This is a genomic window from Pseudomonas sp. Pso3 (genome assembly GCF_055393275.1).
In genome coordinates this window covers 199,359-222,407 of the sequence record NZ_AP043687.1, presented here as the reverse complement: position 1 = coordinate 222,407, position 23,049 = coordinate 199,359, and the positions used below count along the sequence as shown (strand labels likewise).

Below are 23,049 nucleotides of genomic sequence, written 5' to 3'. Positions count from 1 at the left end.
GCAACTTGCGCGCCACCCGGGCTGAAATCGGCACAAAATGAACGCAAAGGGTGCAACGCCTCGCGGAAAGCGGCGAAAAAGCGGCGTTCTGTCGAGCTATCGCGCTAACCATCTGATGTGAAAAGCGATTTCTTTCAGGTATGCGCGCCCCATCGGCTTGCTTCGTTAGGTATCACCTTGTGCAACTTGCATTCTTATGGTGCTTGTACAGGTGGAACCTTAGGTAACCCTGGGCCTGGAGCTGGCCGCCACGCCCTTCGCTACCTGACCGCAGAACCAGGACACGACGGAAGAGACCGCCTTGCCTGGCATCCGCTGTTGGCTCGCTGCGTGGCAGGTACCGCTCAGGGCCGTGGCTTGGGCGCTTTTCCATGCCGATGCAGCAGCAGTGGGAACTTGCCGAGCCGCCAGGGCTCTGCACACCTGCGACAAAATGTAACCGCGACCGGCAGATGTTGGTAATATTCCAACATATTAGCTAGCTAACCATAAGCCCTGCGGTTCCACGTCGGGCACCTGATGAGACCCTGACCATGTCCGCAGACGATTCCGTCCCGGCCCGCCGCGACTTCCTGCGCAAGTCCCTGAGCCTGATTCCCGTGGTCGCCCTGGCGAGCGGTGCCCCCTCGGGCCTGGCCCTCGCCGCGCCCACCCCGGAAAGCAAGCCGGGCAGCAGTCCGCGCGCCGACCACTATCAACCGGTGTTCTTTACCGCCGAGGAATGGGCCTTCGTGCAGGCCGCGGTGGCCCGGCTGATTCCGGCGGACGACCTGGGCCCGGGCGCGCTGGAAGCCGGTGCGCCGGAATTCATCGACCGGCAGATGCAGACCCCCTACGCCCGTGGCGGCCTCTGGTACATGCAGGGCCCCTTCGCCGCCGATGCCGCGCCGGAGATGGGCTACCAGAGTCGCCTAGTACCCCAGGACCTCTATCGCCTGGGCATCGCCGCGGTGGATCGCTGGGCCCGCCAGCAGCACGGCAAGGTCTTCGCCGAGCTGGCACCCGCCGCGCAGGACGCGGCCCTCAAGGCGCTGGAAAGCGGTGAGGCCAGCCTGGACGGCGTACCGGCCAAGCTGTTCTTCGCCCAGCTGCTGCAAAACACCCGGGAAGGCTTCTATTGCGACCCGCTGCATGGCGGCAACAAGGAACTGGTCGGCTGGAAGCTGGTGAATTTCCCCGGTGCCCGCGCTGACTTCATGGACTGGGTGGAGCGCGACGAGCGCTATCCGCTGCCCCCGGTCTCCATTCGCGGGGAGCGCGGTTGATGGCCAAGGTATTGCCCAGCAAGCAGGTAGTGATCGTCGGCTTCGGCTGGACGGGGGCCATCATGGCCAAGGAACTGACCGAGGCCGGCCTGGACGTGGTGGCCCTGGAACGTGGCAGCTACCGCGACACCTATCCCGACGGCTCCTACCCGCAGGTGATCGACGAACTCACCTACAGCATCCGCAAGAAGCTGTTCGTCGATGTCTCCAAGGAAACCGTCACCATCCGCCACAGCGTCAACGACGTCGCCCTGCCCAACCGCCAGCTCGGCGTCTTCCTGCCTGGCGATGGCGTGGGCGGCGCCGGCCTGCACTGGTCGGGGGTGCACTTCCGCGTCGACCCGGTGGAGTTGCGCCTGCGCAGTCATTATGAAGAGCGTTACGGCAAGAAATTCATTCCCGACGGCATGACCATCCAGGATTTCGGCGTCAGCTACGCCGAGCTGGAGCCCTACTTCGATTTCGCGGAAAAGGTCTTTGGCACCTCGGGTACCGCCTGGAGCATCAAGGGCCAGGTGGTGGGCGACGGCAAGGGTGGCAATCCCTATGCGCCGGATCGCTCCAGCGATTTCCCGCTGCCGGCGCAAAAGAACACCGTCTCGGCGCAGCTGTTCGAGAAGGCCGCGCGGGAGGTGGGCTATCACCCCTACAACCTGCCCTCGGCCAACACCTCGGGGCCCTACACCAACCCCTACGGTTGCCAGATGGGCCCCTGCAACTTCTGCGGCTATTGCAGCGGCTACGTCTGCTACATGTATTCCAAGGCCTCGCCGAATCTCAACATCCTGCCGGCGCTCAAGCAGGAGCCGCGCTTCGAGTTGCGCAGCCAGGCCCATGTGCTCAAGGTGAACTTGGACAGCACCGGCAAGAAGGCCACCGGGGTGACCTACCTGGACGCCCAGGGCCAGGAGCTGGAGCAGCCGGCCGACATCGTCATCCTCGCCGCCTTCCAGTTCAACAACGTGCGCCTCATGCTGCTGTCGGGCATCGGCCAGCCCTATGACCCCAAGACCGCCGAAGGCGTGGTCGGGCGCAATTTCGCCTACCAGAACATGGCCACCATCAAGGCCTTCTTCCGCCAGGACCAGCACCACACCAACCCCTTCATCGGCGCAGGCGGCAATGGCGTGGCGGTGGACGACTTCAACGCCGACAACTTCGACCACGGCCCCCACGGCTTCGTCGGCGGCTCGCCCATGTGGGTCAACCAGGCCGGCACCCGGCCCATCGCCGGCGCGGCCAATCCGCCCGGCACGCCCCAGTGGGGCAGTGCCTGGAAAAAGGCCCAGGCCGGCTACTACAACCACCAGCTGTCGATGGACGCCCACGGCGCGCACCAGTCCTATCGCGACAATTACCTGGATCTGGATCCCACCTACCGCGACGCCTATGGGCAGCCGCTGCTGCGCATGACCTTCGACTGGAAGGACAACGACATCCGCATGACCCGCTTCATGGCCGCCAAGATGAAGAAGATCGCCGAGGCCATGGATCCCGAGCACATCAGCGTGTCGGTCAAGGATTTCGGCGGTCACTTCAACACCGCCAGCTACCAGACCACCCACCTGAACGGTGGCGCCATCATGGGCACCGACCCCAAGACCAGCGCGGTCAATCGCTACCTGCAGAGCTGGGACGTGCACAACGTCTTCGTACCGGGTGCCTCGGCCTTTCCCCAGGGCCTGGGCTACAACCCCACCGGCCTGGTGGCGGCCCTGACCTACTGGTCGGCGCGGGCCATCCGCGAGCAGTACCTGAAAAATCCCGGCCCGCTGGTGCAGGCATGAGAGGCGCGCCCATGATCCTTCGTACCCTCGCGACCCTGCTGCTGGGCAGCGGCCTGGCGCTGGCGGCCCAGGCCGCCCAAGACACCGACCCGGCGCTGGTCAAGCAAGGCGAATACCTGGCCCGCGCCGGCGACTGCGTGGCCTGCCACACGGCGCCGGGTGGCCAGCCCTTCGCCGGCGGCCTGCCCATGCAGACGCCCATCGGCACCCTCTATTCCACCAACATCACCCCGGATCGGCAGACCGGCATCGGCGACTACAGCTATGCCGACTTCGACGCCGCCATCCGCCAGGGTATCGCCAAGGAGGGCCATACCCTCTATCCGGCCATGCCCTACCCCTCCTATGCCCGGGTCAGCGAGGGCGACATGCGCGCCCTCTATGCCTACTTCATGCACGGCGTGACGCCAGTCGAGCAGGTCAATCGCGACAGCGACATCCCCTGGCCGCTGTCCATGCGCTGGCCGCTGGCGATCTGGCGCCAGCTGTTCGCGCCCGAGGTGGTGCAATTCCAGCCCGCGCCGGACCAGGATCCGGTGGTGGCCCGCGGCGCCTATCTGGTGGAAGGCCTCGGCCACTGCGGCGCCTGCCACACCCCGCGTGCCTTCACCATGCAGGAGAAGGCGCTCTCCCCCGCCGACGGCAAGGATTTCCTGGCCGGCAGCGCGCCCCTGGAAGGCTGGATCGCCAAGAATCTGCGCGGTGATCACCGCGACGGCCTAGGCAGCTGGAGCGAAGCGCAGCTGGTGCAATTCCTCAAGACCGGGCGCTCCGCCGACAGCGCGGTGTTCGGCGGCATGACCGAGGTGGTGCAGCACAGCCTGCAGTACCTGAGCGACGCCGATCTACAGGCCATCGCCCGCTACCTCAAGACCCTGCCGGCCAAGGATCCGCACGACGCGCCCTTCCAGGCCGACGGACGGGCCGCCGCGGCGCTCTGGCGCGGCGACGACAGCGCCCGTGGCGCCCAGGTCTATGTGGACAACTGCGCCGCCTGCCACCGCACCGATGGCCAGGGCTACGACCGGGTCTTCCCGGCGCTGGCCGGCAATCCGGTGCTGCGCACGGCCGACGCCAGTTCGCTGATCAACATCGTGCTCAAGGGCGGCACCCTGCCCGGCCTGCACACGGCGCCCTCGATGATCGTCATGCCGCCCTTCGGCTGGCGGCTGAACGATGCCCAGGTGGCCGACGTGGTCAGCTTCATCCGCGCCAGCTGGGGCAACGCCGCCGCGCCGGTCAGCGCCGCCGAGGTCGCCAAGTGGCGCACCGATGACAACCGCACCACCTCCGGCGATGACCTAGGCCAAGCGTTCGGTCACCAGCAACCCGCTCCGTCGCCCGCTGGCGGCGACACCCCGGCAGGGGCGCACTGAGTCCCTGCCAGATTGACGCTCGGTCAGTCTGGCAGCAGCTCGTCGAGTGCCAACGACCATCAAGCCCATCGCCGACCGACGGGCTTGCGCGGTTGGCATCGATCCTGCTAGCTTGATCGGGTTAGTACCAAGCTGACCCCAATCGCTGGACGCCTTTCCGCTCGTTGTAGCAGCGCGAAATCAGCGTCATCCGGATCGACTGATCCCTCGATTGCTCAGGATCTGCCGCCGCGGCCTCTGAATCTCGTGCCCGGCCGGTTGCCTGCCTTCCCAAGTACTTACCTGCATGCCTGGGCGTTTCGCCCACACGCTGCCTTCCTCCAGCCAGAGATTCAGCCGTCGGCCGTCATGGGTACGAGGTTGCTGGAGTTATTTCACCGCGCCGACTGAGCGTGGATCCCAAGGATAGTCATATGAACATTCAAAACCAGGCCATCGCGGCCATGCAACATCTCCAGGCGGCCTTTGCGCCGTTCCACTGCATCACCACCCCGGCTTCGCGCAAGGGCGGCTTCAGCTTCACCGTGGTCGACGAGCGCGGCGTGGCCTGTCGCAGCGAGCGTCTCTACCCCGAGCAGTACAGCGCTGCCGACGGACTGGAGCGTGTCATCGCCCGTACCCGCCGCGCCCTGGCCGCCTGAGACGCGCTACGAGTGCCGGACGCATCACGGATTCCGTGATGCCCATGCCGGCCGCCTCCATCTGCGGTATGTTTGGCACAGCTTCGCGTAGGCGTGAGCCAAACAATGAATCCCAAGATGGAGGTCGCATGTCGCAAGTCGTATTCATCCGCCATGGCCAGTCGGCGTGGAACCTGGAAAACCGCTTCAGTGGCTGGGCGGATGTGGATCTGACCGAACAGGGGATCCGCGAGGCCCACGAGGGCGGTCAGGCGCTCAAGGACGCCGGCTTCCTCTTCGACGTGGCTCACGTCTCGGTGCTCAAGCGCGCCGTGCGCACCCTCTGGCACGTGCAGGAAGGCATGGACCAGATGTGGCTGCCGGTGGTGAGCGACTGGCGCCTCAACGAGCGTCACTATGGCGGCCTGACCGGACTGAACAAATCCGAGACCGCCGCCAAGTACGGCGAGGAACAGGTGCTGGTCTGGCGCCGCAGCTACGACGTGCCGCCGCCCGAGCAGAGCGTCGAGGAGCAGCAGGCGCTGGCCGCCGATCCGCGCTATGCCGGTCTGCCGCTGGATCAGGTACCGCGCACCGAATGCCTCAAGGATTGCGTCGAACGCGTCCTGCCCTACTGGAACGAAGTCCTGGCGCCGGCCATTCGCAGCGGCCAGCGCGTGCTGGTGGTCGCCCATGGCAACTCCATGCGCGCCCTGATCAAGTACCTGGACAACATCTCCGACAGCGACATCGTCAGCCTCAACATCCCCAACGGCGTGCCGCTGGTATTCGAGTTCGACGAAGACCTGAAGCCTACCAAGCACTACTACCTGGCCGACCCGGACGAGGTCGCCGCCAAGATGGCCGCGGTGGCCAATCAGGGCAAGGCGAAGTAAGGCGTTTCATCGCGGCCATGGCGGTCCGCCGATGCGGCCGCTCCTACGGTTACCTAGGAGTCTGTAGGAGCGGCCCATGGCCGCGATTTTCTTAGCGAGAAAACCGGATCGTTTTCAAGACGAGACCTGTAGCGTTTTCCACAACCAAGGGTCGCCGGTGAGCGGTGGATAAGGCTGGCGCCGTTATCCACCCTACGGCCTCAGGTGCGACGCTCCGGGCGCTTCACCACCCGCGCCTCGCCCAGCACGCCCTCTTCTTCTGCCTGGGCCGCTTGGATTTCCTCGTCACCTTCCACCCCGCCATCGCCCGGGGTCTTCTCGCCTTTTTCCTTGCCGTCGTCGCTGTGGTGCTCGATCACCGCGTTGATCTCCGCGCCGAACAGCAGCACCGCGGACGACAGATAGAAGTACAGCAACAGCACGATGATGGCGCCGATGCTGCCGTAGGTAGCGTTGTAGTTGGCGAAGTTCTGCACGTAGTAGCCAAAGCCCAGGGACGCCAGGATCCAGACCACCACCGCCAGCACCGAGCCGGGGGTGATGAAGCGGAAGTCCTGCTTCACGTCCGGGGTGACGTAGTAGAGCGCCGCCACGGCGATCATCAGCAGGGCCACCGCCAGCGGCCAGCGGATCAGTGCCCAGAGGGTCACCATGTAGTCTTCCAGCCCCACGTAGGCAGCCAGCCAGTTCATCACCTGAGGCCCCAGCACCATGAGGGCGGCGGCGCTGAGCAGGATTCCGGCGAGGCCGATGGTATGCAGCACCGACAGCGGAATGCGCTTCCAGGCCGGACGGCTTTCCACCACGTCATAGGCGCTGTTCATGGCGGTCATCAGCGAGCGGAAGCCACCGGAGGCGGACCAGAGCGCGACGATGATACTGAAGGACAGCAGCCCGCCCTTCTGTGTCTGCAACTGGTCGATGATGGGATTGACGGTGTCCAGCGCCGTGACCGGCAGCAGGTAGGCGGCCTGTTCGCGCAGGAAGGTAAAGAAGTCCGGCAAGTGCAGGAAGCCGATCAGGGCGATCAGGAACAGCAGGAAGGGAAACAGCGAGAACAGCATCTGGTAGGCCAGCGCTGCGGCATAGGTGGGCATGTCGTCGGCCACGAATTCCTGGACGGCACGCTTGATGAGGGTGAACGGCGAAACGCCGCGCAGGCTGAAGGCAAACAAGGACATAACGGCTCCTGACGAACGTTCCTCACGAAGGATTCCTGGGGCCGGCCTGCACGGCCTGCGCCCGGCGGCTTTGCAGGTCCGCCCTACCTTCAGAGTGGCAGCGGCCGGGTTGGTTGCGCCCTGACGTCAGAAGCCGGACCCCGAGGCATCCCAGCAGGCAGCGACTTCGGCGGCGGTAGGCGGGCGGATTTCCTCTATCCCGCGGCTTTCGTCGAATTCGATGTAGCCGGCGGCGGCGAATTCGCGCAGCCAGCCATCCATGGGCCAGAGTCCCCAGCGCGCCTGGAAGCGCCGGGCGTTCTCCAGGATGCTGGCGAAATGGTTGAGCGGTGGGTGATAGGTCGGATGGTACTGGTGGAAGGCCCGCGCCTCGGCCTGGTAGACCGGCACCCCCGCCGCGCGGGCGCGAAAGGCGAAGTCGGTGTCCTCGCCGCCATAGCCGCGATAACCCTCATCGAAGCCGCCGATGCGGCCGAAGGTGGCGCGGGTACAGGCGAAGTTGAGCGACCAGAACAGCGGGTGGGGAATCGCCTCGCCAGGCGGACGATCCCGGTGCAGGGGATGGACGACGCCGCTGGCGCGCAGCTCTTCCGGCGTCCAGTCACCTTCCGCGACGCCCGCCGGCAGGTAGTGGACGAAGCCCTGGTGCAGGGCTTCGGGGTGGGCCGTTAGCGCCTCTTGGTAGGCGTCGAGCAATTCCGGCGCTGGGATGCAGTCCACGTCGAGAAACACCAGCTCCTCGCCTGGCGCGGCGGCTACGGCAGCATTGCGCGCAGCGGCCAGGGGCAGGATGCCGTCGCCCTCGACTCCGTGCACCTGGATCGGAAAGCGTGGGCTGTGCCAGGCGCGCGGTGCCTCGTTCATCTGCACCACCACCAGGGCCGCAGGCGGGGTCGGCGCCCGCTCCAGGCCACGGATGAGATTGGCCAGTTGCCGCTCGCGGCCATGGACCAGGGTCAGGACGATCATGCCAGCACCTCGTGGGCGACCTGTCGAATACAGGCAGCGGCGCGCCGGGCGCCCTCGCCATCGCTTACCGCCGCCCAGCGCTCGGGATCGAGTTCGCGCGCCCTGGCCAGCAGCCCCGGCCAGTCCTCGTCGGCGGGCCAGCTTTCACAGGTGATCGCCAGGTCCTGGGCGGCCAGCAGGCGCCCGGTGGACAGTTGCTCGTCGAAGGGCCGGGCATCCGGCAGGCAGAGGAAGCGGCAGCGCAGGTCGGCCAGTTCCGCCACCAGGCTGTCACCCGCCGAGCCGACCACCAGCTCGGCGCGGGTCAGCCAGGGTGCGGGATCGGCCACGCTGCCCAGAAAAGTCAGATTGGCGGGTGCCTCGATGGCGTCGTCCAGCACCGGACCCAGCACCGTCCAGTGCCAGGCGGGACAGGCACGGGCGGCCGCCACCAGGCGCGCGCGGCTGAAGGCGGTGCCGCCATGGCCGGCGATGACGGTGACCGTGCCGGGCTCGCGCCCGCGGTCGGGCCCGTGCCCGGCATAGCGCGACAGGCTGCCGGCATAGCAGGTCTTGGCCCGCCAGGCGGCCGGGGTATCAGGCTCTTCCAGGCAGTCCGGATAGGGCGCCAGCAGGCGACTGGCACTGGCGTAGGCCAGTTCGTGGGCGGCATCGAAGCGACTGCCGCGCTGGCGCAGATAGATCGTCGGCACGCCGCACAACCGGGCCAGCAGCGCCACCTCCACCGAGACGTCGACCACCAGCAGGCAGGGCCAGGCGCGGCGAAACCAGTCCACCAGCAGGCCTATGCGCTCGCGCAGCCCTGCCACTCCCAGCGGGGCATAGTGCAGGCAGGCGAAGGCTTCGCCTTCGACGCCCGCGGCCACGTCGGGCGGCAGCGGGCAGAGCTGCACGTTGGGCAGCGCCACCCGTTCGGGCAGGCGACTGCCGAACAGGGTCAGGGGACCGTCGAAGGCCGCGGCGATGGCCAGGGCGCGGGTCACGTGGCCGGCGCCGTGATGGTGGGCGTAGTAGCCGACGTTCAGCTCAGTCACGGGCAGTCTAGCCACGGGCGACTCGGCCGGCGGCGACATCGGCGAGCAGGCGCTCGTAGCGGTCGATCATCAGCTGGTGGCTCCACTGGGCCTCGGCCCGCGCCCGGCAGGCCTCGCGGGACAGCGACAGGGCTTCGCGCAGGGCCGCCGCCAGGGCCGGGACATCGCCCGGCGGGGCCAGGGCGCCGGTCTCGGCGGTGAGCAGTTCCGGCAGGGCGCCGCGAGCAAAGGCGGCGACCGGTGTGCCACAGGCCAGGGCCTCGGCGACGATCAGGCCGAAGGGTTCGTCCCAGCAGGGCGTGACCAGACAGGCACGGGCCTGGGCGACCTCGGCCGCCAGGGCGGTACGGTCCAGGTGACCGAGGTAGACGGCTCCGTCCCCCAGGCGGGGTTCGATCTCCTGACGGAAATAGCGCTCGTCGGTGGCCTGGCCGGCCAGGCGCAGGGCCACACCGGCCTCGCGTGCGGCATCCAGCGCCAGATGCGGCCCCTTGTCCGGCACCAGGCGGCCGAACCAGAGGGCATGGTCGCCGATCGGCGTCTCGCGCGGGCGCCAGGCGTCGAGGTCGATGCCGTTGGGGATCACGTGGCAGGCCGGCGCGAGGTGCGCCCAGTTGTCGGCATTGGCCTGGGACACCGTGCAGTAGTGGCCGCCGCCGCGCTTGTGCAATTCGCCGAGGGCGTTGATCAATTCGAAGAATGGCGGGGTGTGCAACACCGTGAGCATGGGGGTGCGGATCAGCCCGGACATGGTCACCGGCACATAGTGCAGGGCGTTGTTGAAGATGACGTCGAAGCCGTAGCCATCGATGCGCTGCATGCAGTCCAGATAGCCGTGGTGCTCGTCGAGGTATTCGGAGCTGAGCACGTTGCGCTTGCGCCGGCAGCCGTCCGCGCCGTAGTTGCCGTCGTCGAGGATGGGCACCACCTCCAGCTCCGGCGCCGAGGCCGAACTGGCGAACAGCGTCACCGCATGGCCACGCTCGCGCAGCTGCAGGGTGATGTCGTAGGTGAAGGCTTCGAGACCGCCGGCGAACGGCTGGCGTACCGGGTGTTTCACGTGGGTAAGAATGCCTATGCGCATGGAACCGTCCGCCTGCTGTTGCCTGTCATCCCACCGTCCTTATCGCGAGCCGCTGGTTGATAGGAGTCTCAGCGACGGGAATTGGTTGTGCGCTTCGTCGTGAAAGCCGCACGGCGGGCAAACCTCGGAACCCTGCCGGGGGTCAGCCTTCCTGGACCCGTATTCCCAGCAGACGACGGAGGTTTCCATGCGTTATGAACTGCACTACTGGCCCAGCATCCAGGGCCGCGGCGAATTCGTCCGCCTGGCGCTCGAAGAAGCCGGCGCACCCTATCTGGACGTCGGCAACGCCCCGGAAGGCGAAGGCCTGGGCGTACCCGCTCTGGAAGACTATCTGCAAGGCAGGAAGACCCGCCGCCCGCCCTTCGCCCCGCCCTTTCTCAAGGCCGGCGACGAGGTCGTCTCCCATGTCGCCAACATCCTCCAGTTCCTCGGGCCGCGCCTGGACCTGGTACCGGCCGACGAGGAAGCCCGCTTCTGGGTGCACGGTCTGCAGCTGACCATCACCGACCTCACCGCCGAGGCCCATGACGTCCATCATCCGGTGGCCATCTCCCTGACCTACGAAGAGCAGCAGGACGAAGCCCGGCGCCGCGCCAAGGCCTTTGCCGGCGAACGGATCCGTACCTACCTGAGCTATTTCGAGCGGGTGCTGGGCTACAACCCGGCGGGTGACCATTGGCTGGTGGGCGACCAGCGCTCCTATGTCGACCTGTCGCTGTTCCAGGTGGTAGCCGGCCTGACCTATGCCTTCCCCAACGCCATGCGCCGTCTGGCACCGGAGATCCCGCGGGTGCTGGCCCTGGCCGAGCGAGTGGCCGCGCGACCCAACATCGCCGCCTACCTGGCCTCGCCCCGCCGCCTGCCCTTCAGCGAGAACGGCATCTTCCGTCACTATCCGGAGCTGGATCCGGCCTGACGGGCAAAAGAAAAGGCCGCCCGGGGGCGGCCTTTTCGTCACGACTGGACTCAGGCGCGGTCGATGGTGTTCTTGACCGCTTCCTTGCCCTTGCCGACGTTCTTCTGCAGCTTGCCTTCGGCTTCCTGGGCACGACCCTCGCCTTTCATGCGCGAGTTGTCGGTTGCTTCGCCGATACCTTGCTTGACCTTGCCGGCCACTTCTTTGGCGGTACCCTTGATCTTGTCGCTGGTGCTGCTCATATCAGTCTCCTTGGGATCGCACAGGCAGTGCGCTTGTAAAATCCGACTGCGGCTCTAGCCGGGTGGTTTCGACCATTCGTCGCACAGCGCAGCGGCAAGCCGCGCCAGGAAGCTTTGGGCAGCGGCGCTGGAAGCCTTTAGACTTCCCGCCCTTTTTCGTGAGCGACCGCCCAGGCGCCACCTCTCGCGGGAACGTTGCGCAGGGGCCGTCTCTCCAATTGCCACACCCTACACAGGAGAATCCTGATGTCGCTGAGCCAATTCGACAACCTGCCGGGCGTGACCGCCCAGCCCGACGCCGCCACCCGCGAGTTCGTCTTCAACCACACCATGCTGCGGGTCAAGAACCTCGAGACCTCGCTGGACTTCTATACCCGCGTGCTGGGTTTCACCGTCGTCGATCACAAGGACTTCCCGGACGCCAAGTTCAGCCTGACCTTTCTCGCCCTGGTCGACCGCAACCAGGTGCCGGAAGAGCCGGAGGCCCGCCAGCGCTGGCGCAAGTCGACCCCGGGTATCCTCGAGCTGACCCATAACCACGGTACCGAGAACGACGCCGAATTCAGCTACCACAACGGCAACAGCGATCCGCGCGGCTTCGGCCACACCTGCGTGGCGGTCCCGGACATCCGCGCCGCCTGTGAGCGATTCGAGCAACTGGGCGTCGCCTTCCAGAAGCGCCTGACCGACGGCAGCATGAAGGAAATCGCCTTCATCAAGGATCCCGACGGCTACTGGGTCGAAGTCATCCAGTTCACCCCCCTGTCCTGATCCCCGCGGGCCCGGCGTCCGCCGGGCCCCGTCCTGCTGAAGACATCCGACGACTTTTCAGCGCTTAACTGATACCGACCGGCTCCAGGCCATCGACGCCTGCCCGGGCCTTTGGCGTACTGCTGGCGAAAAGCCTTACCAAAGTCGTATTGCGCACCCCAGCCAGCGACGTCGCCAGAGAGCCCACCATGAAAAAAACAACAAGAATCCGTACCGGGATGTACAGCGTCCTCAGCCTGTTCGTCGCCTGCCTGCTGCTCGCCTGCCTGTACGGCTGGATCAGCGCCCGGACCAGTGCCCAACAGATCCGCGACCTGGATAGCCTGACGATGGAGCAGCTGGACCGGGTCAACAACGCCGCCACCTGGATCAGTCGCGCAAGCGCCAACTCCCATACCGCCATGCTCGACCGCGTCAACGGCGATGCGGCCAAGGCCGAGAAAGGCGTGAAGCTGGCCCTAGAGCGGCTGGACATCGCCCGCAAGCTGATCACCGACATGCAGGCCAACGTCAGGGATCCCAAACTGGTCAGCCAGATCGAAGCCATGCTCAAGGCCTTCGACGCCTACAAGGCCATCGTCGAAGGGCAGATCGCCGCCTGCCGCGCCGGCGACCTGCCTGGCTACATCCGGATCAGCGACGGTGCCAAAGGGGCCAGTACGGCCTTCGCCGACACCCGCCAGGCCTTTACCGACGAGATCACCAGCCGTATCGACGCCACGCTCGCCGCCTCCGACAGCCGCGTGTCCCAGGCCCAGGTCGGCAGTCTGCTGCTGGTCGGCCTGACCCTGCTGCTGGCCGTCCTCTCCGGCTGGTTCATCGCCCGCCGCGTGCTGGCCCCGCTCAACGAAGCCGGCGAGCACTTCGCCGCCATGAGCGAAGGCGATCTGACCCGCCGCATCGAGGTGCGCAGCCATGACGAGATCGGCCAGCTGTTCGCCGGTCTGGCTACCCTGCAAAGTCGCCAGCGCGACACCCTGGCCCAGCTCAATCGCACCGCCGAACGACTCGACGGCGCCGCCCAGGAACTGGGTCAGGTCACCGCCCAGAGCAATCGCACCCTCAATCAGCAGCAACAGGAGCTGGAGCAGGCCGTGACCGCGGTGACCGAGATGACCGCCGCCGTGGAAGAGGTGGCGCGCAATGCCGCCTCCACCTCGGATACCGCTCGCGAATCCGATCGCCTGGCCGCCGGCAGTCGCGGCCAGGTGGCCCAGGTGCTCAGCGAATTGCAGAGCATGCAGAGCACGGTCAAGGAAAGCGAAACCGTCATCGCCAGCCTGGCGCAGCAGGCCAACCAGATCGGCAAGGTGCTGGACGTGATCCGCGCCGTCTCCGAGCAGACCAACCTGCTGGCGCTCAACGCGGCCATCGAAGCCGCCCGCGCCGGCGATGCCGGTCGTGGCTTCGCCGTGGTGGCCGACGAGGTGCGCAGCCTGGCGCAGCGTACCCGCCAGTCGACCCTGGAGATCGAGCAGATGATCGGCAACATCCAGACCGGCACCGGCCAGGCGGTGACCGCCATCCAGCGCAGCAATACCCTGGCCGGCACCACCCTGGAAACCACCGAGCGCACCGGCCAGAGCCTGGAGCACATCTTCGTCGCCATCGGCGACATCAACGAGCGCAACCTGGTCATCGCCAGCGCCGCCGAGGAACAGGCCCAGGTGGCGCGCGAGGTGGATCGCAACCTGATCAACATCCGCGAGCTGGCAGCCGTGTCCAAGCGCGGCGCCGACCAGATCGAGACCTCCAGTCGCCAACTCGCCGAGCTGACCCACGAGATCCACGGCCTGGCCGCGCGCTTCCGCGTCTGACCCGGCGCGCCCCTCCCCCCGGATACAGGCGCCCCGGGGGGAGGGGCGGCTTTACCCATCTTTACGTTTTCTTGGCATGACGTTGCTGCCGGGACAGGCGAAAATTGGCTCCGGGCGCCAGGCGTGGCGCCGCTTTTCGCTACGGAGCTGCCTGACGTCATGACGACCTGCCCTACCCCGCGCGGCCCGCGCCTGCGCTGCCTGCTGCTGTCCTTTCTCGCCTCACCCCTGGGCCTGCTGGTGCTGCTGACCGGCGTGCTGCAACTGCTCGGCCCCGGCTAGGGCCGCAGCGTCCGCTCACCGAAGCGAACGGACGCCACGGGATCACAGGCGGAAGCGCGCTACCAGGCCATTGAGGTCCACGGCCAGGCGCGACAGCTCGGCGCTGGCGGCGCTGGACTGCTCGGCGCCCGCGGCGGTCTGGACCGACAACTCGCGGATGTTGACCAGGTTGCGATCCACTTCGCGAGCCACCTGAGCCTGCTCTTCCGCCGCGCTGGCGATGACCAGATTGCGTTCGTTGATGCCGCCGATGGCGCCATGGATGCGCTCCAGGGCATGACCGGCGCCGCGGGCCACTTCCAGGGTGGACTGGGCACGCTCGGTGCTGCTGCGCATGGCCGCCACCGCCTGATCGGTGCCCTGCTGGATGGTGCCGATGGAGGTCTCGATCTCGCGGGTCGATTCCTGGGTGCGATGGGCCAGGGCGCGCACCTCGTCGGCCACCACGGCGAAGCCGCGACCGGCCTCACCGGCGCGCGCCGCCTCGATGGCGGCATTGAGCGCCAGCAGATTGGTCTGCTCGGCCACGCTGCGGATCACGTCCAGCACCTTGCCGATGTCATTGACCTGGACCGCCAGATCGCCCACCAGGGTGGCACCGTGCTGGACGTCTTCGCTCATGGTGGCGATGGCACCCACGGTTTCCTGCACCAGATCGCGGCCATCACGGGCCACGCCGGCGGATTCCTGGGACGCCTGGGAGGTGTTGACGGCGTTGCGCGCCACCTCGTCCACCGCCGACGACATCTGGTTCACCGCGGTGGCGGCCTGTTCGATCTCGGCGTTCTGGCGTTGCAGGCCGCGACTGGATTCATCGGTCACGGCATTGAGTTCTTCCGCCGCCGAGGCGAGCTGGGTGGCCGAACCGAGGATGCCTTGCAGGGTATGGCGCAGCTGGCCCTGCATGGTCTTCATGGCCTGCAGCAGGCGCGCGGCCTCGTCGCGGCCTTCGCTGTGGATTTCCTGACTGAGGTCACCGGTGGCGATCACCTCGGCGGCCTGCACGGCGCGGGCGATGGGCTGGGTGATGCTGCGGATCAGCAGCCAGGCGAAGACCACGGTCAGCAGCGCGGTGGCCGCCAGCAGCAGCACCAGCCACTGGATGGCGTGGCTGTAGTCGGCAGCGGACTGCTCGTTGGCCGCAGCGGTCTGCTGGTCGACCAGATCGGTGAGTTGCTTGAGCACGCCGTTGACCGCATCGGAGTTGGCCAGCAGGTCTTCGTTGAGCAGGCGGCGCAGGGGCTCCAGCTGATCGGCGGCGGAAAACGCCAGCATGCGCTGCTGCAGACCGTCGTACTGGGTGATCAGCTGGCCGTAGCGGCTGTAGGCGGTGCGTTCTTCATCGGACTGGATCAGCGCCTCGTAGCGCTGCTGGGCGGCGCGCATCTGGCCGTTGCGCTGCTGGAACAGCGCCTGGGTCTTGGCGATGATCTCCGGCTCGCGATTGAGCAGCAGCCGATAGGAGAGCACCCGCAGGCGCAGGGTCAGGGCGGTCAGCTCGTCGAGCGCGGCCACCCGCGGCATGGCACGGTCTTCGATGGCCAGGCCCGAGGCGCGGATGTCGTTCATCTTGACCAGGGCGGTGCCGCCGAGCAGCAGCAGGAGCAGACCGATAAAGGCGAAGCCGAGCGTGGCACGCCGCGCGATGGAGAGATTGCGAAAGGACATGGGGAGTTTCCGTTGAGCCTGGAAAGCCCCCGCTATCGACCGCGCGTTGCAAATCCTGAGGTCCGTTGTCGGACCGGATTTTTGGGCGGCTATCAAGCAAAGCCAGCAAACCCTTGTCCTATAGGGCATTGGACCTATTGAAAGCCTGGCGAAAGCTCTAGGCTGCGGCACTGTGCCGCAGATCACAGGCCGGACGCAAAGTGGGCGAAAGACGCTCGATGTCTGCCAGCGGCATTGCGTTCACATTTTTGCACATCTCTCGCAAGCCACTGATCGCCAAGGAAAACTCTTCGGCTATCGCGATTCACGTTTTCTTCACGGGGAAAAGCGCGATTCGGCACCTATATTCCGGCTTCGTGCCGATAAAAGGGTTAAAAGCGATGATCGTGCAGCGATAATGGCGGGATGATCTCAGTATAAGTTTGAAATATCTTCTGCGTTGTCTGTCACGAGCTATTGTTTCAGCGTGGATTAAGGTTGTGGTCACCAGACTGAGTGACCGGGTGCCAGGACGCTGCCCGACGACGCGATGGACCGCCAGACAATGAAGCCACCGGAGCTCGAGAGAGTCGGGGCGTATCGAGGCGATGCCAGGGGGCGTCTAGCCACTAACCAGCGCTTGCCGCTGCCATTGCGTACTTGAGAAGAGGTCAGAAACAGATGAGCGACAACACGGATACCTTCGGCGCACCCGACGAGGCCCTCCTGCAACTGGTCGATGGTTTCAAGCGTTTCCGCCAGGATGTCTTTCCCGAACAGGAAGCGCTGTTCAAGAAGCTCGCCAGTGCGCAGTCGCCCAAAGCCATGTTCATCACCTGCGCCGACTCGCGCATCGTCCCGGAACTCATCACCCAGAGTTCGCCGGGCGATCTGTTCGTGACCCGTAACGTCGGCAACGTGGTGCCCCCCTACGGCCAGATGAACGGTGGCGTCTCCACCGCCATCGAATACGCGGTCGTGGCCCTCGGCGTGAAGCACATCATCATCTGCGGCCACTCCGACTGCGGCGCCATGAAGGCGGTGCTCAATCCCGATCCGCTGGAAAAGATGCCGACGGTAAAGGTCTGGCTGCGCCACGCCGAGGTCGCCCGTACCGTGGTCGAGGACCATGGCCATTGCGACTGCGGCCACGGCGGCACCCTGGGCTTTTTGACCGAGGAAAACGTGGTGGCCCAGCTGGTCCACCTGCGCACCCACCCCTCAGTGGCCTCGCGCCTGGCCAGCGGTCAGCTGCAGATCCATGGTTGGGTCTATTCCATCGAGACCAGCGAGATCAAGGCGTACGACGCCCAGCAGGAGCGCTTCCTGCCCCTGGATGGCGAGAACATGCCGGTTGCCACCCCGCGTCCGCGCCTGCAGCAGGCCTGATCCACGGTGGCCATCCGGTTCGCCGGATGGCCATTGCAAGACGGGTCAGCCGATCCGTCGCCATAACAGCGCACCGCGCCGGGCGATCCCCACTTGGGGCTCCATCGGGACCGTCCACCCTTTCCGCTAGCCGCCTGAATCCCGAACCGTGTCATACGACGTGATATGACGCGCGGGCACCCCTTTACCTAGTCGCTGGAGGACCAGGACCATGCTTGGCAATCAACAGACCCCGGGGCGCAGCCTGTCGCGCGATGCCCTGGCCTCACTCGTGGTGTTTCTGGTCGCCCTGCCGCTGTGCATGGGGATCGCCATCGCCTCCGGCATGCCGCCGGCCAAGGGCATCATCACCGGCATCATCGGTGGCCTGGTGGTCGGCTTTCTCGCCGGCTCGCCGCTGCAGGTCAGCGGTCCGGCCGCCGGCCTGGTGGTGCTGGTGTTCGACCTGATCAACCGCCACGGCATCGAGGCCCTGGGCCCGGTGCTGCTGCTGGCCGGCCTGCTGCAGCTCATCGCCGGCTTCACCCGCCTGGGCGCCTGGTTCCGCGTCACCTCGCCCGCCGTCGTCTACGGCATGCTCGCCGGCATCGGCATCCTCATCGTGCTCTCGCAGCTGCACGTGATGCTGGATGCCAAGCCGGCGGCCTCGGGCCTGTCCAACCTGCTGGCCTTCCCCGGCGCCGCCCTCACCGCGGCAAGCCAGTGGAACGGCAGTGGCATCGGCGCCCAGGCGGCGCTGATCGGTCTGCTGACCATCGCCAGCATGTGGCTGTGGGAGAAATTCCGCCCGCAGACCCTGCGCTTCCTGCCCGGCGCCCTGATCGGCGTGACCCTGGCGACCCTGGCCAGTCTCTGGCTGGCGCTGGACATCCGCCGCGTGGAAGTGCCCAACAACCTGGCCGACGCCATCGACTGGGTGACCTTTGCCGACCTGGGCATGCTGGCCAATGCCGAACTGGTGGTGGCCGCCCTCGCCCTGGCCTTCATCGCCAGCGCCGAGACCCTGCTCTCGGCCGCCGCGGTGGACCGCATGCACACCGGGCCGCGCTCGCACTTCGACCGCGAGCTGGGCGCCCAGGGTGTCGGCAACCTGCTCTGCGGTGCCGTTGGCGCCCTGCCCATGACCGGGGTCATCGTGCGCAGCTCGGCCAATGTCCAGGCCGGCGCCACCAGTCGCGCCTCCACCATCTTCCACGGCCTCTGGCTGCTGGCTTTCGTCGCCGCCCTGCCCTTCGTGCTCAAGCTGGTGCCGGTGGCGAGCCTGGCCGGCGTGCTGGTGTTCACCGGCGTCAAGCTGGCCGATCCCAAGTCGCTGACCGGGCTCAAGCGCTATGGCCGGACACCCATGATCATCTATGCCCTGACCGCCCTGATGATCGTCGCCACCGATCTGCTGACCGGGGTGCTGGTGGGCTTCGGCCTGTCCATCGCCTTCCTGGCGGTCAAGGCGGCGCAACTCAAGGTCAGCCTGACCTATCGCGAAGACCAGCCGGACCAGGCCGACCTGCGCCTGGTGGGCGCCGCGACCTTCCTGCGCGTGCCCCAGCTGACCAAGGTGCTGGAACAGGTCAAGCCCGGCACCACCCTGCACGTGCCCCTGGAGCGCGTCTCCTATATCGATCACGCCTGCATGGAGCTGCTCGAGGACTGGGGGCGCACCCAGGCCAGCAATGGCATGCGCCTGGTGATCGAGCCCAAGGCCCTGGAGCGCCGCCTGGAAGGCCAGGCGCCGGCGGGTCAACCGGTCATGCCGGCCCAGGCACCGGCCTGATCCGGAGGGTGGAGCGGCCAGCGGCCGCTTCACCCCCTTCCCTCACCTCAGCGGCGCTGCCGGATCAGAAGTCCGCAGCGCCGTCGCTGATCGCGATACCGGCTTGCCAGAGCCCCTCATCGTCGCTCCGCCCCCTTTCTCCCCGGCCATAAAGTGGACAGAATGTCCACATAGATGGCCAAAATTGGTCGATAAATGTCCAAGTCGGCATCAGTCATCCTACCAACGGCTAATAGTCTGCTAATTAACTTTCGCTCTTCTCGGCTTTGCCTTATAACGCTATCTGGTTCGACTTTTGTCGCACCAACGATCTTTGTGTCGGGCCACCCTCTATCTCGGGGGTAATCGCTTTGCCAGGAAAGCCATGCGACGCCCACACGGCTAAAAATGACTCCAAGAGAGGTAGGTATGCGCAAGCCTGAATTGGCGACTGTGATCGCTGAAAAAGTCGGACTTCCAAAGGAACAAGCCAACGTCGTGCTCAACACGCTGCTGGACGAGATCGCGAATGCGCTGCACCGCAAGGACAGCGTTACCCTGGTCGGCTTCGGTACCTTCCTGCCGCGTCACCGCGGTGCCCGCATGGGGAAGAATCCCCAGACCGGCGAGCCGGTCAAGATTCGTGCGAGCAACACGGTGGCGTTCAAGCCGGGCAAGGCGCTGAAGGACAGCATCGAAGGCTGAGCATGAAGCGGCACGGATCGCCGCTGCAGCCAAAAGGCATCGCCCGTGCGATGCCTTTTTTGTGTCCGCGCAGAAGACGCGGAGCGGGGTGATCAGCCGATGGCGATCATCTCGAAGTCGCCCTTGCCCACGCCGCAGTCCGGGCACAGCCAATCCTCGGGCACATCCTCCCAGCGCGTTCCCGGCGCGATGCCGTCGTCCGGCCAGCCCAGGGCTTCGTCATAGATATAGCCGCACACGATGCATTGCCATTTCCGCATGTTCTGTTATCTCCCAACCGGCTTCAGGTAGCGCGCACGCTACGCGAAAGCCCGGCAAAGGCCAACCGTGCCGGAACCCCGGCGGACGCCCAGGGCTCCATAGGCTGCGCGTGGCAGCTACCCGTCTTCCACCCCGATCAGCTAGGCTGAGTCCATGAATTCCTCGCCATCGCCCATGCCCTGGGCCATCTATTTCGCCGTGCTGGGCAGTGTCATCAGCGTGGGCCTGGCCAGCGGCCTGTCGATGCCGCTGGTCTCGCTGCGCCTGGAAGGCTGGGGCTATGGCAGCTTCGCCATCGGCGTCATGGCCGCCTCGCCAGCCCTCGGCATCCTCACCGGCGCCAGTCTGGCCGGACGCCTGGCCGCGCGCATCGGCACGCCGCGGCTGATGCGACTGTGCCTGATCAGTGGCGCCGCCTCGCTGATCGTGCTCTCGCTGCTGCCCAGCTACCCCTTGTGGCTGCTCCTGCGCCTGGCCCTGGGCGCCATCCTCACCCTGGTCTTCGTGCTTGGCGAAAGCTGGATGAACCAGGTCATCACCGATCGTTGGCGCGGCCGCCTGGTGGCCCTCTATGGCAGCAGCTACGCCCTGAGCCAGCTGGCCGGTCCGCTGCTGCTGGGGGTGCTGGGCACCGAGGGCGACCAGGGCTTCTGGCTCGGCGCCCTGCTCATGCTCGGCGGCGCTGCCCTGCTGCTCGGCCGCCAGGGCGCGCCGGCCGCCGGCGGCCATACCGCGGCCTGGCGAGCGCTGCTGGACTTCTGTCGCGGTGCTCCAGCCATCGCCTGGGCGGTGGCGCTGTTCGCCTGCTTCGAGGCGATGATCCTCACCCTGCTGCCGGTCTATGCGCTCAACCAGGGCTTCGGCCAGCAACTGGCGCTGTACATGGTCAGCGCCGTGGTGGTGGGCGATGCCCTGCTGCAACTTCCCCTGGGCCTGCTCGCCGATCGCCTCTCGCGCCAGGGCCTGTTCCTTGGCTGCGCCCTGGGGCTGCTGGCGGTCAGTCTGGCCCTGCCGCTGCTGCTGCACACCGCGGGCGTCTGGCCACTGCTGGTGCTGTTCGGCGCCACCGCCGGCGGCCTCTTCACCCTGGCGCTGATCCTGGTGGGCGAGCGCTATCGCGACGCCGAACTGGTCAGCGCCAACGCCTGCATCGCCCAGCTCTGGGGCGTCGGCTGCCTGGTCGGCCCGCTGGTCACCGGCGCTGCCAGCCAGTGGCTCACCGGCCACGCCCTGCCGCTGCTGATGGCGGCCGGTGCTGCGGTATTGCTGGTGATCGTCGGCCGTAGGGGCAGCGCGCCGACCATGCAAACGGCAATTTAATACCCAATATCGCGCTATATAAGCTTGTTTCAGGCACTATATTGCCGATAATGCGTATAGCACCCATAATTATCGGCAGTATATTGCCGGAGGTCTGCCGTGAGTACGCTCGTGGTTCAAGCCTATCTGAGCGGGCATTGGCACGATGCCCTGCGCCTGGTTTTCGATGACCCTGGGCAAGGCCCCCAACAAGGCGCCTGCACCCTCAGCTATCTGGCCGCCTACCTGAGCGATCATCTCGACGATTTCGGCAAGCCGACGGCTGCAGCCGTGAGCGCCAACCTGCCTTTGAGTTGGGAGGTCGAGCGCCTGCCCCATTGGCCAGCGTTTCTCCAGGACATTCTCCCGGCTGGCGCCGCTCGCCGCTTTCTGCTGCCTCGCCTCGGGCTGACCGCAGCGGAAGCTGCGCAGACCGACTTTCAATTGTTATCGCGCTGCACGCCAGCGCCCATTGGCCATCTGCGAATTCGTGAGTCGCTGGACGGGCTGGCGCAGACACCCTCCGTGGGCTTTACCCGTGAACAGGTCATCGCTCGCGATCAGGACTTTTTGGAGTATGCCTATGAGCAAGGTGCCGCCATCGGCGGTGCAACCGGGGCAGGTGGCGATGCACCCAAGCTACTGCTGGCCGAAGATGCTCAGGGCTTGCTCCATCCAGATGCCACCCTAGCCGATGACCTGGCCTGTCGACACTGGCTGGTGAAGTTTCCGCGCAACAAAGGCAACGCCACGGACCAGGACATCCTGCGTAGCGAGCACGGCTACTATCGGGCCTTGAATACCCTTGGGCTGGAGACCGTCGCTGAAAACGGACTCGCCCTGGAAGAAGGTCGCCGCCCCAGTCTCTGGCTGCCACGCTTCGACCGCTGCACCGGCCCGCAACACGTAGAGCGTCTGGCCGTTGAATCCCTCTATTCGCTGACTCACACCCTGGTGCCCGGCAGCTATCTAAATCATCTCGACGCCATCGGCGCCCTGATCAGGGTCTGGCGCGCAGCGGGTCAGGACCGCGAGATTCCGGCGCTGCTGGACGACTACCTGCGCCGTGATCTGCTCAATCAGCTGCTGGGCAACAGTGACAACCACGGCCGCAATACCGCCATTCTGCGAGATGAGCATCGCGTGCGCCTGGCGCCTCTCTACGACCTTGCCCCCATGGTCATGGATGAGCAGGGCATCACCCGAACCAGCAAATGGCCAACGCCCGTCGAGCAGGCGGGCGCTGTCGATTGGTACGCGACCTGTCGGCTGCTGGCCGAGTGGGACGATCCCGAACGGCTGTGGGAAGCACTCAAGCAGAACGCCGAGCAGCTCCGCTCCCTGCCGGACCTGTTGCAGCCGATGCTGCCCCGGGCCACCTGGGAACATCCGCGGATTCCGTTACGGCGTCTGGATAGCCATTTGCGCGAGGCAGGGCTGCTATGAACCTCGATGATCCGGAACTGCGGCAACACAAGCTGGATGATATCCGTGAAGGATTACAGACCGGGCGCCTGAGTCTGGGCACCGGTGTCCGCCGCCTCCGTCGCGACATAACCGGCCTGACCCAGGCTGACTTCGCACGCATGGCCCGTATCTCGCTGCGTACCTTGCGACAATTGGAGCAGGATGAAGGCAATCCCACCCTGGCGACGCTGCAAGCGGTCTTTCGACCCTTCGGCCTGGGAATGGGCGTCGTCCCCCTGAAACGCCATTGAGCCCTACGAAAAACGCCGGCACGGGGCCGGCGTCTCT

General features: G+C 66.3%; 21 protein-coding genes and 2 pseudogenes. 15 read left to right on the top strand and 8 right to left on the bottom strand.

The window, feature by feature from the left end; translation table 11 throughout:
* Positions 1-533 precede the first annotated feature (533 nt).
* The 5 genes from ACZ5R1_RS01090 (at position 534) to gpmA (ending at position 5,944) form a co-directional block, all read left to right on the top strand.
* Positions 534-1,265, top strand: coding sequence for a gluconate 2-dehydrogenase subunit 3 family protein (locus tag ACZ5R1_RS01090; protein WP_042135227.1), 732 nt, complete (start codon positions 534-536; stop codon positions 1,263-1,265).
* Positions 1,265-3,052 carry a GMC family oxidoreductase gene (locus ACZ5R1_RS01085; protein WP_042135225.1) on the top strand — a complete coding sequence of 596 codons (1,788 nt, stop codon included), beginning with the start codon at positions 1,265-1,267 and terminating at the stop codon, positions 3,050-3,052. The genes ACZ5R1_RS01090 and ACZ5R1_RS01085 overlap by 1 nt, the downstream gene beginning before the upstream one ends.
* Before the next feature lie 11 nt (positions 3,053-3,063).
* Positions 3,064-4,428, top strand: coding sequence for a cytochrome c (locus ACZ5R1_RS01080; RefSeq protein WP_042135224.1), 1,365 nt, complete (start codon positions 3,064-3,066; stop codon positions 4,426-4,428).
* A gap of 413 nt (positions 4,429-4,841) precedes the next feature.
* Complete coding sequence (locus tag ACZ5R1_RS01075; protein WP_027598119.1) at positions 4,842-5,069, top strand: hypothetical protein; 228 nt, start codon at positions 4,842-4,844, stop codon at positions 5,067-5,069.
* Positions 5,070-5,197: 128 nt separating this feature from the next.
* The gene (gene gpmA / locus ACZ5R1_RS01070) at positions 5,198-5,944 is read left to right on the top strand and encodes a 2,3-diphosphoglycerate-dependent phosphoglycerate mutase (protein WP_464712763.1); all 747 of its coding nucleotides are present in this window, start codon (positions 5,198-5,200) and stop codon (positions 5,942-5,944) included.
* 200 nt (positions 5,945-6,144) lie between these two features.
* On the opposite strand, the gene ACZ5R1_RS01065 is transcribed toward gpmA, so the two are convergent.
* The 4 genes from ACZ5R1_RS01065 to ACZ5R1_RS01050 all read right to left on the bottom strand — a co-directional run bounded on the left by ACZ5R1_RS01065 (position 6,145) and on the right by ACZ5R1_RS01050 (position 10,212).
* A complete protein-coding gene (locus tag ACZ5R1_RS01065; RefSeq protein ID WP_042135221.1) occupies positions 6,145-7,125 on the bottom strand; it encodes a YihY/virulence factor BrkB family protein in 981 nt (326 codons plus the stop codon).
* A gap of 126 nt (positions 7,126-7,251) precedes the next feature.
* A complete protein-coding gene (locus ACZ5R1_RS01060) occupies positions 7,252-8,094 on the bottom strand; it encodes a glycosyltransferase family 2 protein (protein WP_042135220.1) in 843 nt (280 codons plus the stop codon).
* On the bottom strand, positions 8,091-9,143 hold the full coding sequence (locus ACZ5R1_RS01055) for a hypothetical protein (protein ID WP_464712762.1): 1,053 nt from the start codon (positions 9,141-9,143) through the stop codon (positions 8,091-8,093). Before ACZ5R1_RS01055 ends, ACZ5R1_RS01060 begins: the two co-directional genes overlap by 4 nt.
* Entirely contained in the window at positions 9,136-10,212 is a 1,077-nt protein-coding gene (locus ACZ5R1_RS01050) for a glycosyltransferase (protein ID WP_027600372.1), read from the bottom strand. The genes ACZ5R1_RS01055 and ACZ5R1_RS01050 overlap by 8 nt, the downstream gene beginning before the upstream one ends.
* A 187-nt stretch (positions 10,213-10,399) precedes the next feature.
* On the opposite strand from ACZ5R1_RS01050, the gene ACZ5R1_RS01045 reads away from it, so the two are divergent.
* A complete protein-coding gene (locus tag ACZ5R1_RS01045) occupies positions 10,400-11,131 on the top strand; it encodes a glutathione S-transferase (protein WP_027600373.1) in 732 nt (243 codons plus the stop codon).
* Positions 11,132-11,181: 50 nt separating this feature from the next.
* Here the strand turns inward: ACZ5R1_RS01045 and ACZ5R1_RS01040 are convergent, their stop codons facing one another.
* Positions 11,182-11,373: a CsbD family protein gene (locus tag ACZ5R1_RS01040; RefSeq protein WP_027598113.1), complete on the bottom strand. Its 192-nt coding sequence runs from the start codon at positions 11,371-11,373 to the stop codon at positions 11,182-11,184.
* A 246-nt stretch (positions 11,374-11,619) separates the two neighbouring features.
* On the opposite strand from ACZ5R1_RS01040, the gene gloA reads away from it, so the two are divergent.
* From gloA to ACZ5R1_RS01025, 3 genes are all read left to right on the top strand, one after another.
* Positions 11,620-12,144: a lactoylglutathione lyase gene (gene gloA, locus ACZ5R1_RS01035; protein WP_027598112.1), complete on the top strand. Its 525-nt coding sequence runs from the start codon at positions 11,620-11,622 to the stop codon at positions 12,142-12,144.
* Positions 12,145-12,362: 218 nt separating this feature from the next.
* On the top strand, positions 12,363-13,961 hold the full coding sequence (locus ACZ5R1_RS01030) for a methyl-accepting chemotaxis protein (RefSeq protein WP_042135217.1): 1,599 nt from the start codon (positions 12,363-12,365) through the stop codon (positions 13,959-13,961).
* Between the two features lie 159 nt (positions 13,962-14,120).
* A complete protein-coding gene (locus ACZ5R1_RS01025) occupies positions 14,121-14,243 on the top strand; it encodes a hypothetical protein (RefSeq protein WP_255211814.1) in 123 nt (40 codons plus the stop codon).
* A gap of 42 nt (positions 14,244-14,285) precedes the next feature.
* On the opposite strand, the pseudogene ACZ5R1_RS01020 reads toward ACZ5R1_RS01025, so the two are convergent.
* Both ACZ5R1_RS01020 and ACZ5R1_RS01015 read right to left on the bottom strand, forming a co-directional pair.
* Positions 14,286-14,882: pseudogene (locus ACZ5R1_RS01020) on the bottom strand (methyl-accepting chemotaxis protein); the annotation flags it as partial.
* A gap of 309 nt (positions 14,883-15,191) precedes the next feature.
* Positions 15,192-15,911 (bottom strand): annotated as a pseudogene (locus ACZ5R1_RS01015) (MCP four helix bundle domain-containing protein); the annotation flags it as partial.
* Between the two features lie 660 nt (positions 15,912-16,571).
* Here ACZ5R1_RS01015 and ACZ5R1_RS01010 point away from each other — a divergent pair.
* From ACZ5R1_RS01010 to ACZ5R1_RS01000, 3 genes are all read left to right on the top strand, one after another.
* Positions 16,572-17,279, top strand: a complete 708-nt coding sequence (locus tag ACZ5R1_RS01010) for a carbonic anhydrase (RefSeq protein WP_007161453.1) — start codon at positions 16,572-16,574, stop codon at positions 17,277-17,279.
* Positions 17,280-17,490: 211 nt separating this feature from the next.
* A complete protein-coding gene (locus ACZ5R1_RS01005; protein ID WP_464712761.1) occupies positions 17,491-19,050 on the top strand; it encodes a SulP family inorganic anion transporter in 1,560 nt (519 codons plus the stop codon).
* Positions 19,051-19,458: 408 nt separating this feature from the next.
* Positions 19,459-19,734 carry an HU family DNA-binding protein gene (locus ACZ5R1_RS01000; RefSeq protein WP_017639309.1) on the top strand — a complete coding sequence of 92 codons (276 nt, stop codon included), beginning with the start codon at positions 19,459-19,461 and terminating at the stop codon, positions 19,732-19,734.
* 92 nt (positions 19,735-19,826) lie between these two features.
* Here ACZ5R1_RS01000 and ACZ5R1_RS00995 read toward each other — a convergent pair whose 3' ends face one another.
* The gene (locus tag ACZ5R1_RS00995; RefSeq protein ID WP_007161456.1) at positions 19,827-19,994 is read right to left on the bottom strand and encodes a rubredoxin; all 168 of its coding nucleotides are present in this window, start codon (positions 19,992-19,994) and stop codon (positions 19,827-19,829) included.
* A gap of 175 nt (positions 19,995-20,169) precedes the next feature.
* On the opposite strand from ACZ5R1_RS00995, the gene ACZ5R1_RS00990 reads away from it, so the two are divergent.
* The 3 genes from ACZ5R1_RS00990 (at position 20,170) to ACZ5R1_RS00980 (ending at position 23,012) form a co-directional block, all read left to right on the top strand.
* Positions 20,170-21,315 carry an MFS transporter gene (locus ACZ5R1_RS00990; protein ID WP_042135212.1) on the top strand — a complete coding sequence of 382 codons (1,146 nt, stop codon included), beginning with the start codon at positions 20,170-20,172 and terminating at the stop codon, positions 21,313-21,315.
* A 99-nt stretch (positions 21,316-21,414) separates the two neighbouring features.
* Positions 21,415-22,740, top strand: a complete 1,326-nt coding sequence (locus ACZ5R1_RS00985; protein ID WP_042135211.1) for a type II toxin-antitoxin system HipA family toxin — start codon at positions 21,415-21,417, stop codon at positions 22,738-22,740.
* Positions 22,737-23,012: a helix-turn-helix domain-containing protein gene (locus ACZ5R1_RS00980; protein WP_042135209.1), complete on the top strand. Its 276-nt coding sequence runs from the start codon at positions 22,737-22,739 to the stop codon at positions 23,010-23,012. The genes ACZ5R1_RS00985 and ACZ5R1_RS00980 overlap by 4 nt, the downstream gene beginning before the upstream one ends.
* The last annotated feature ends 37 nt before the right edge of the window (positions 23,013-23,049 follow it).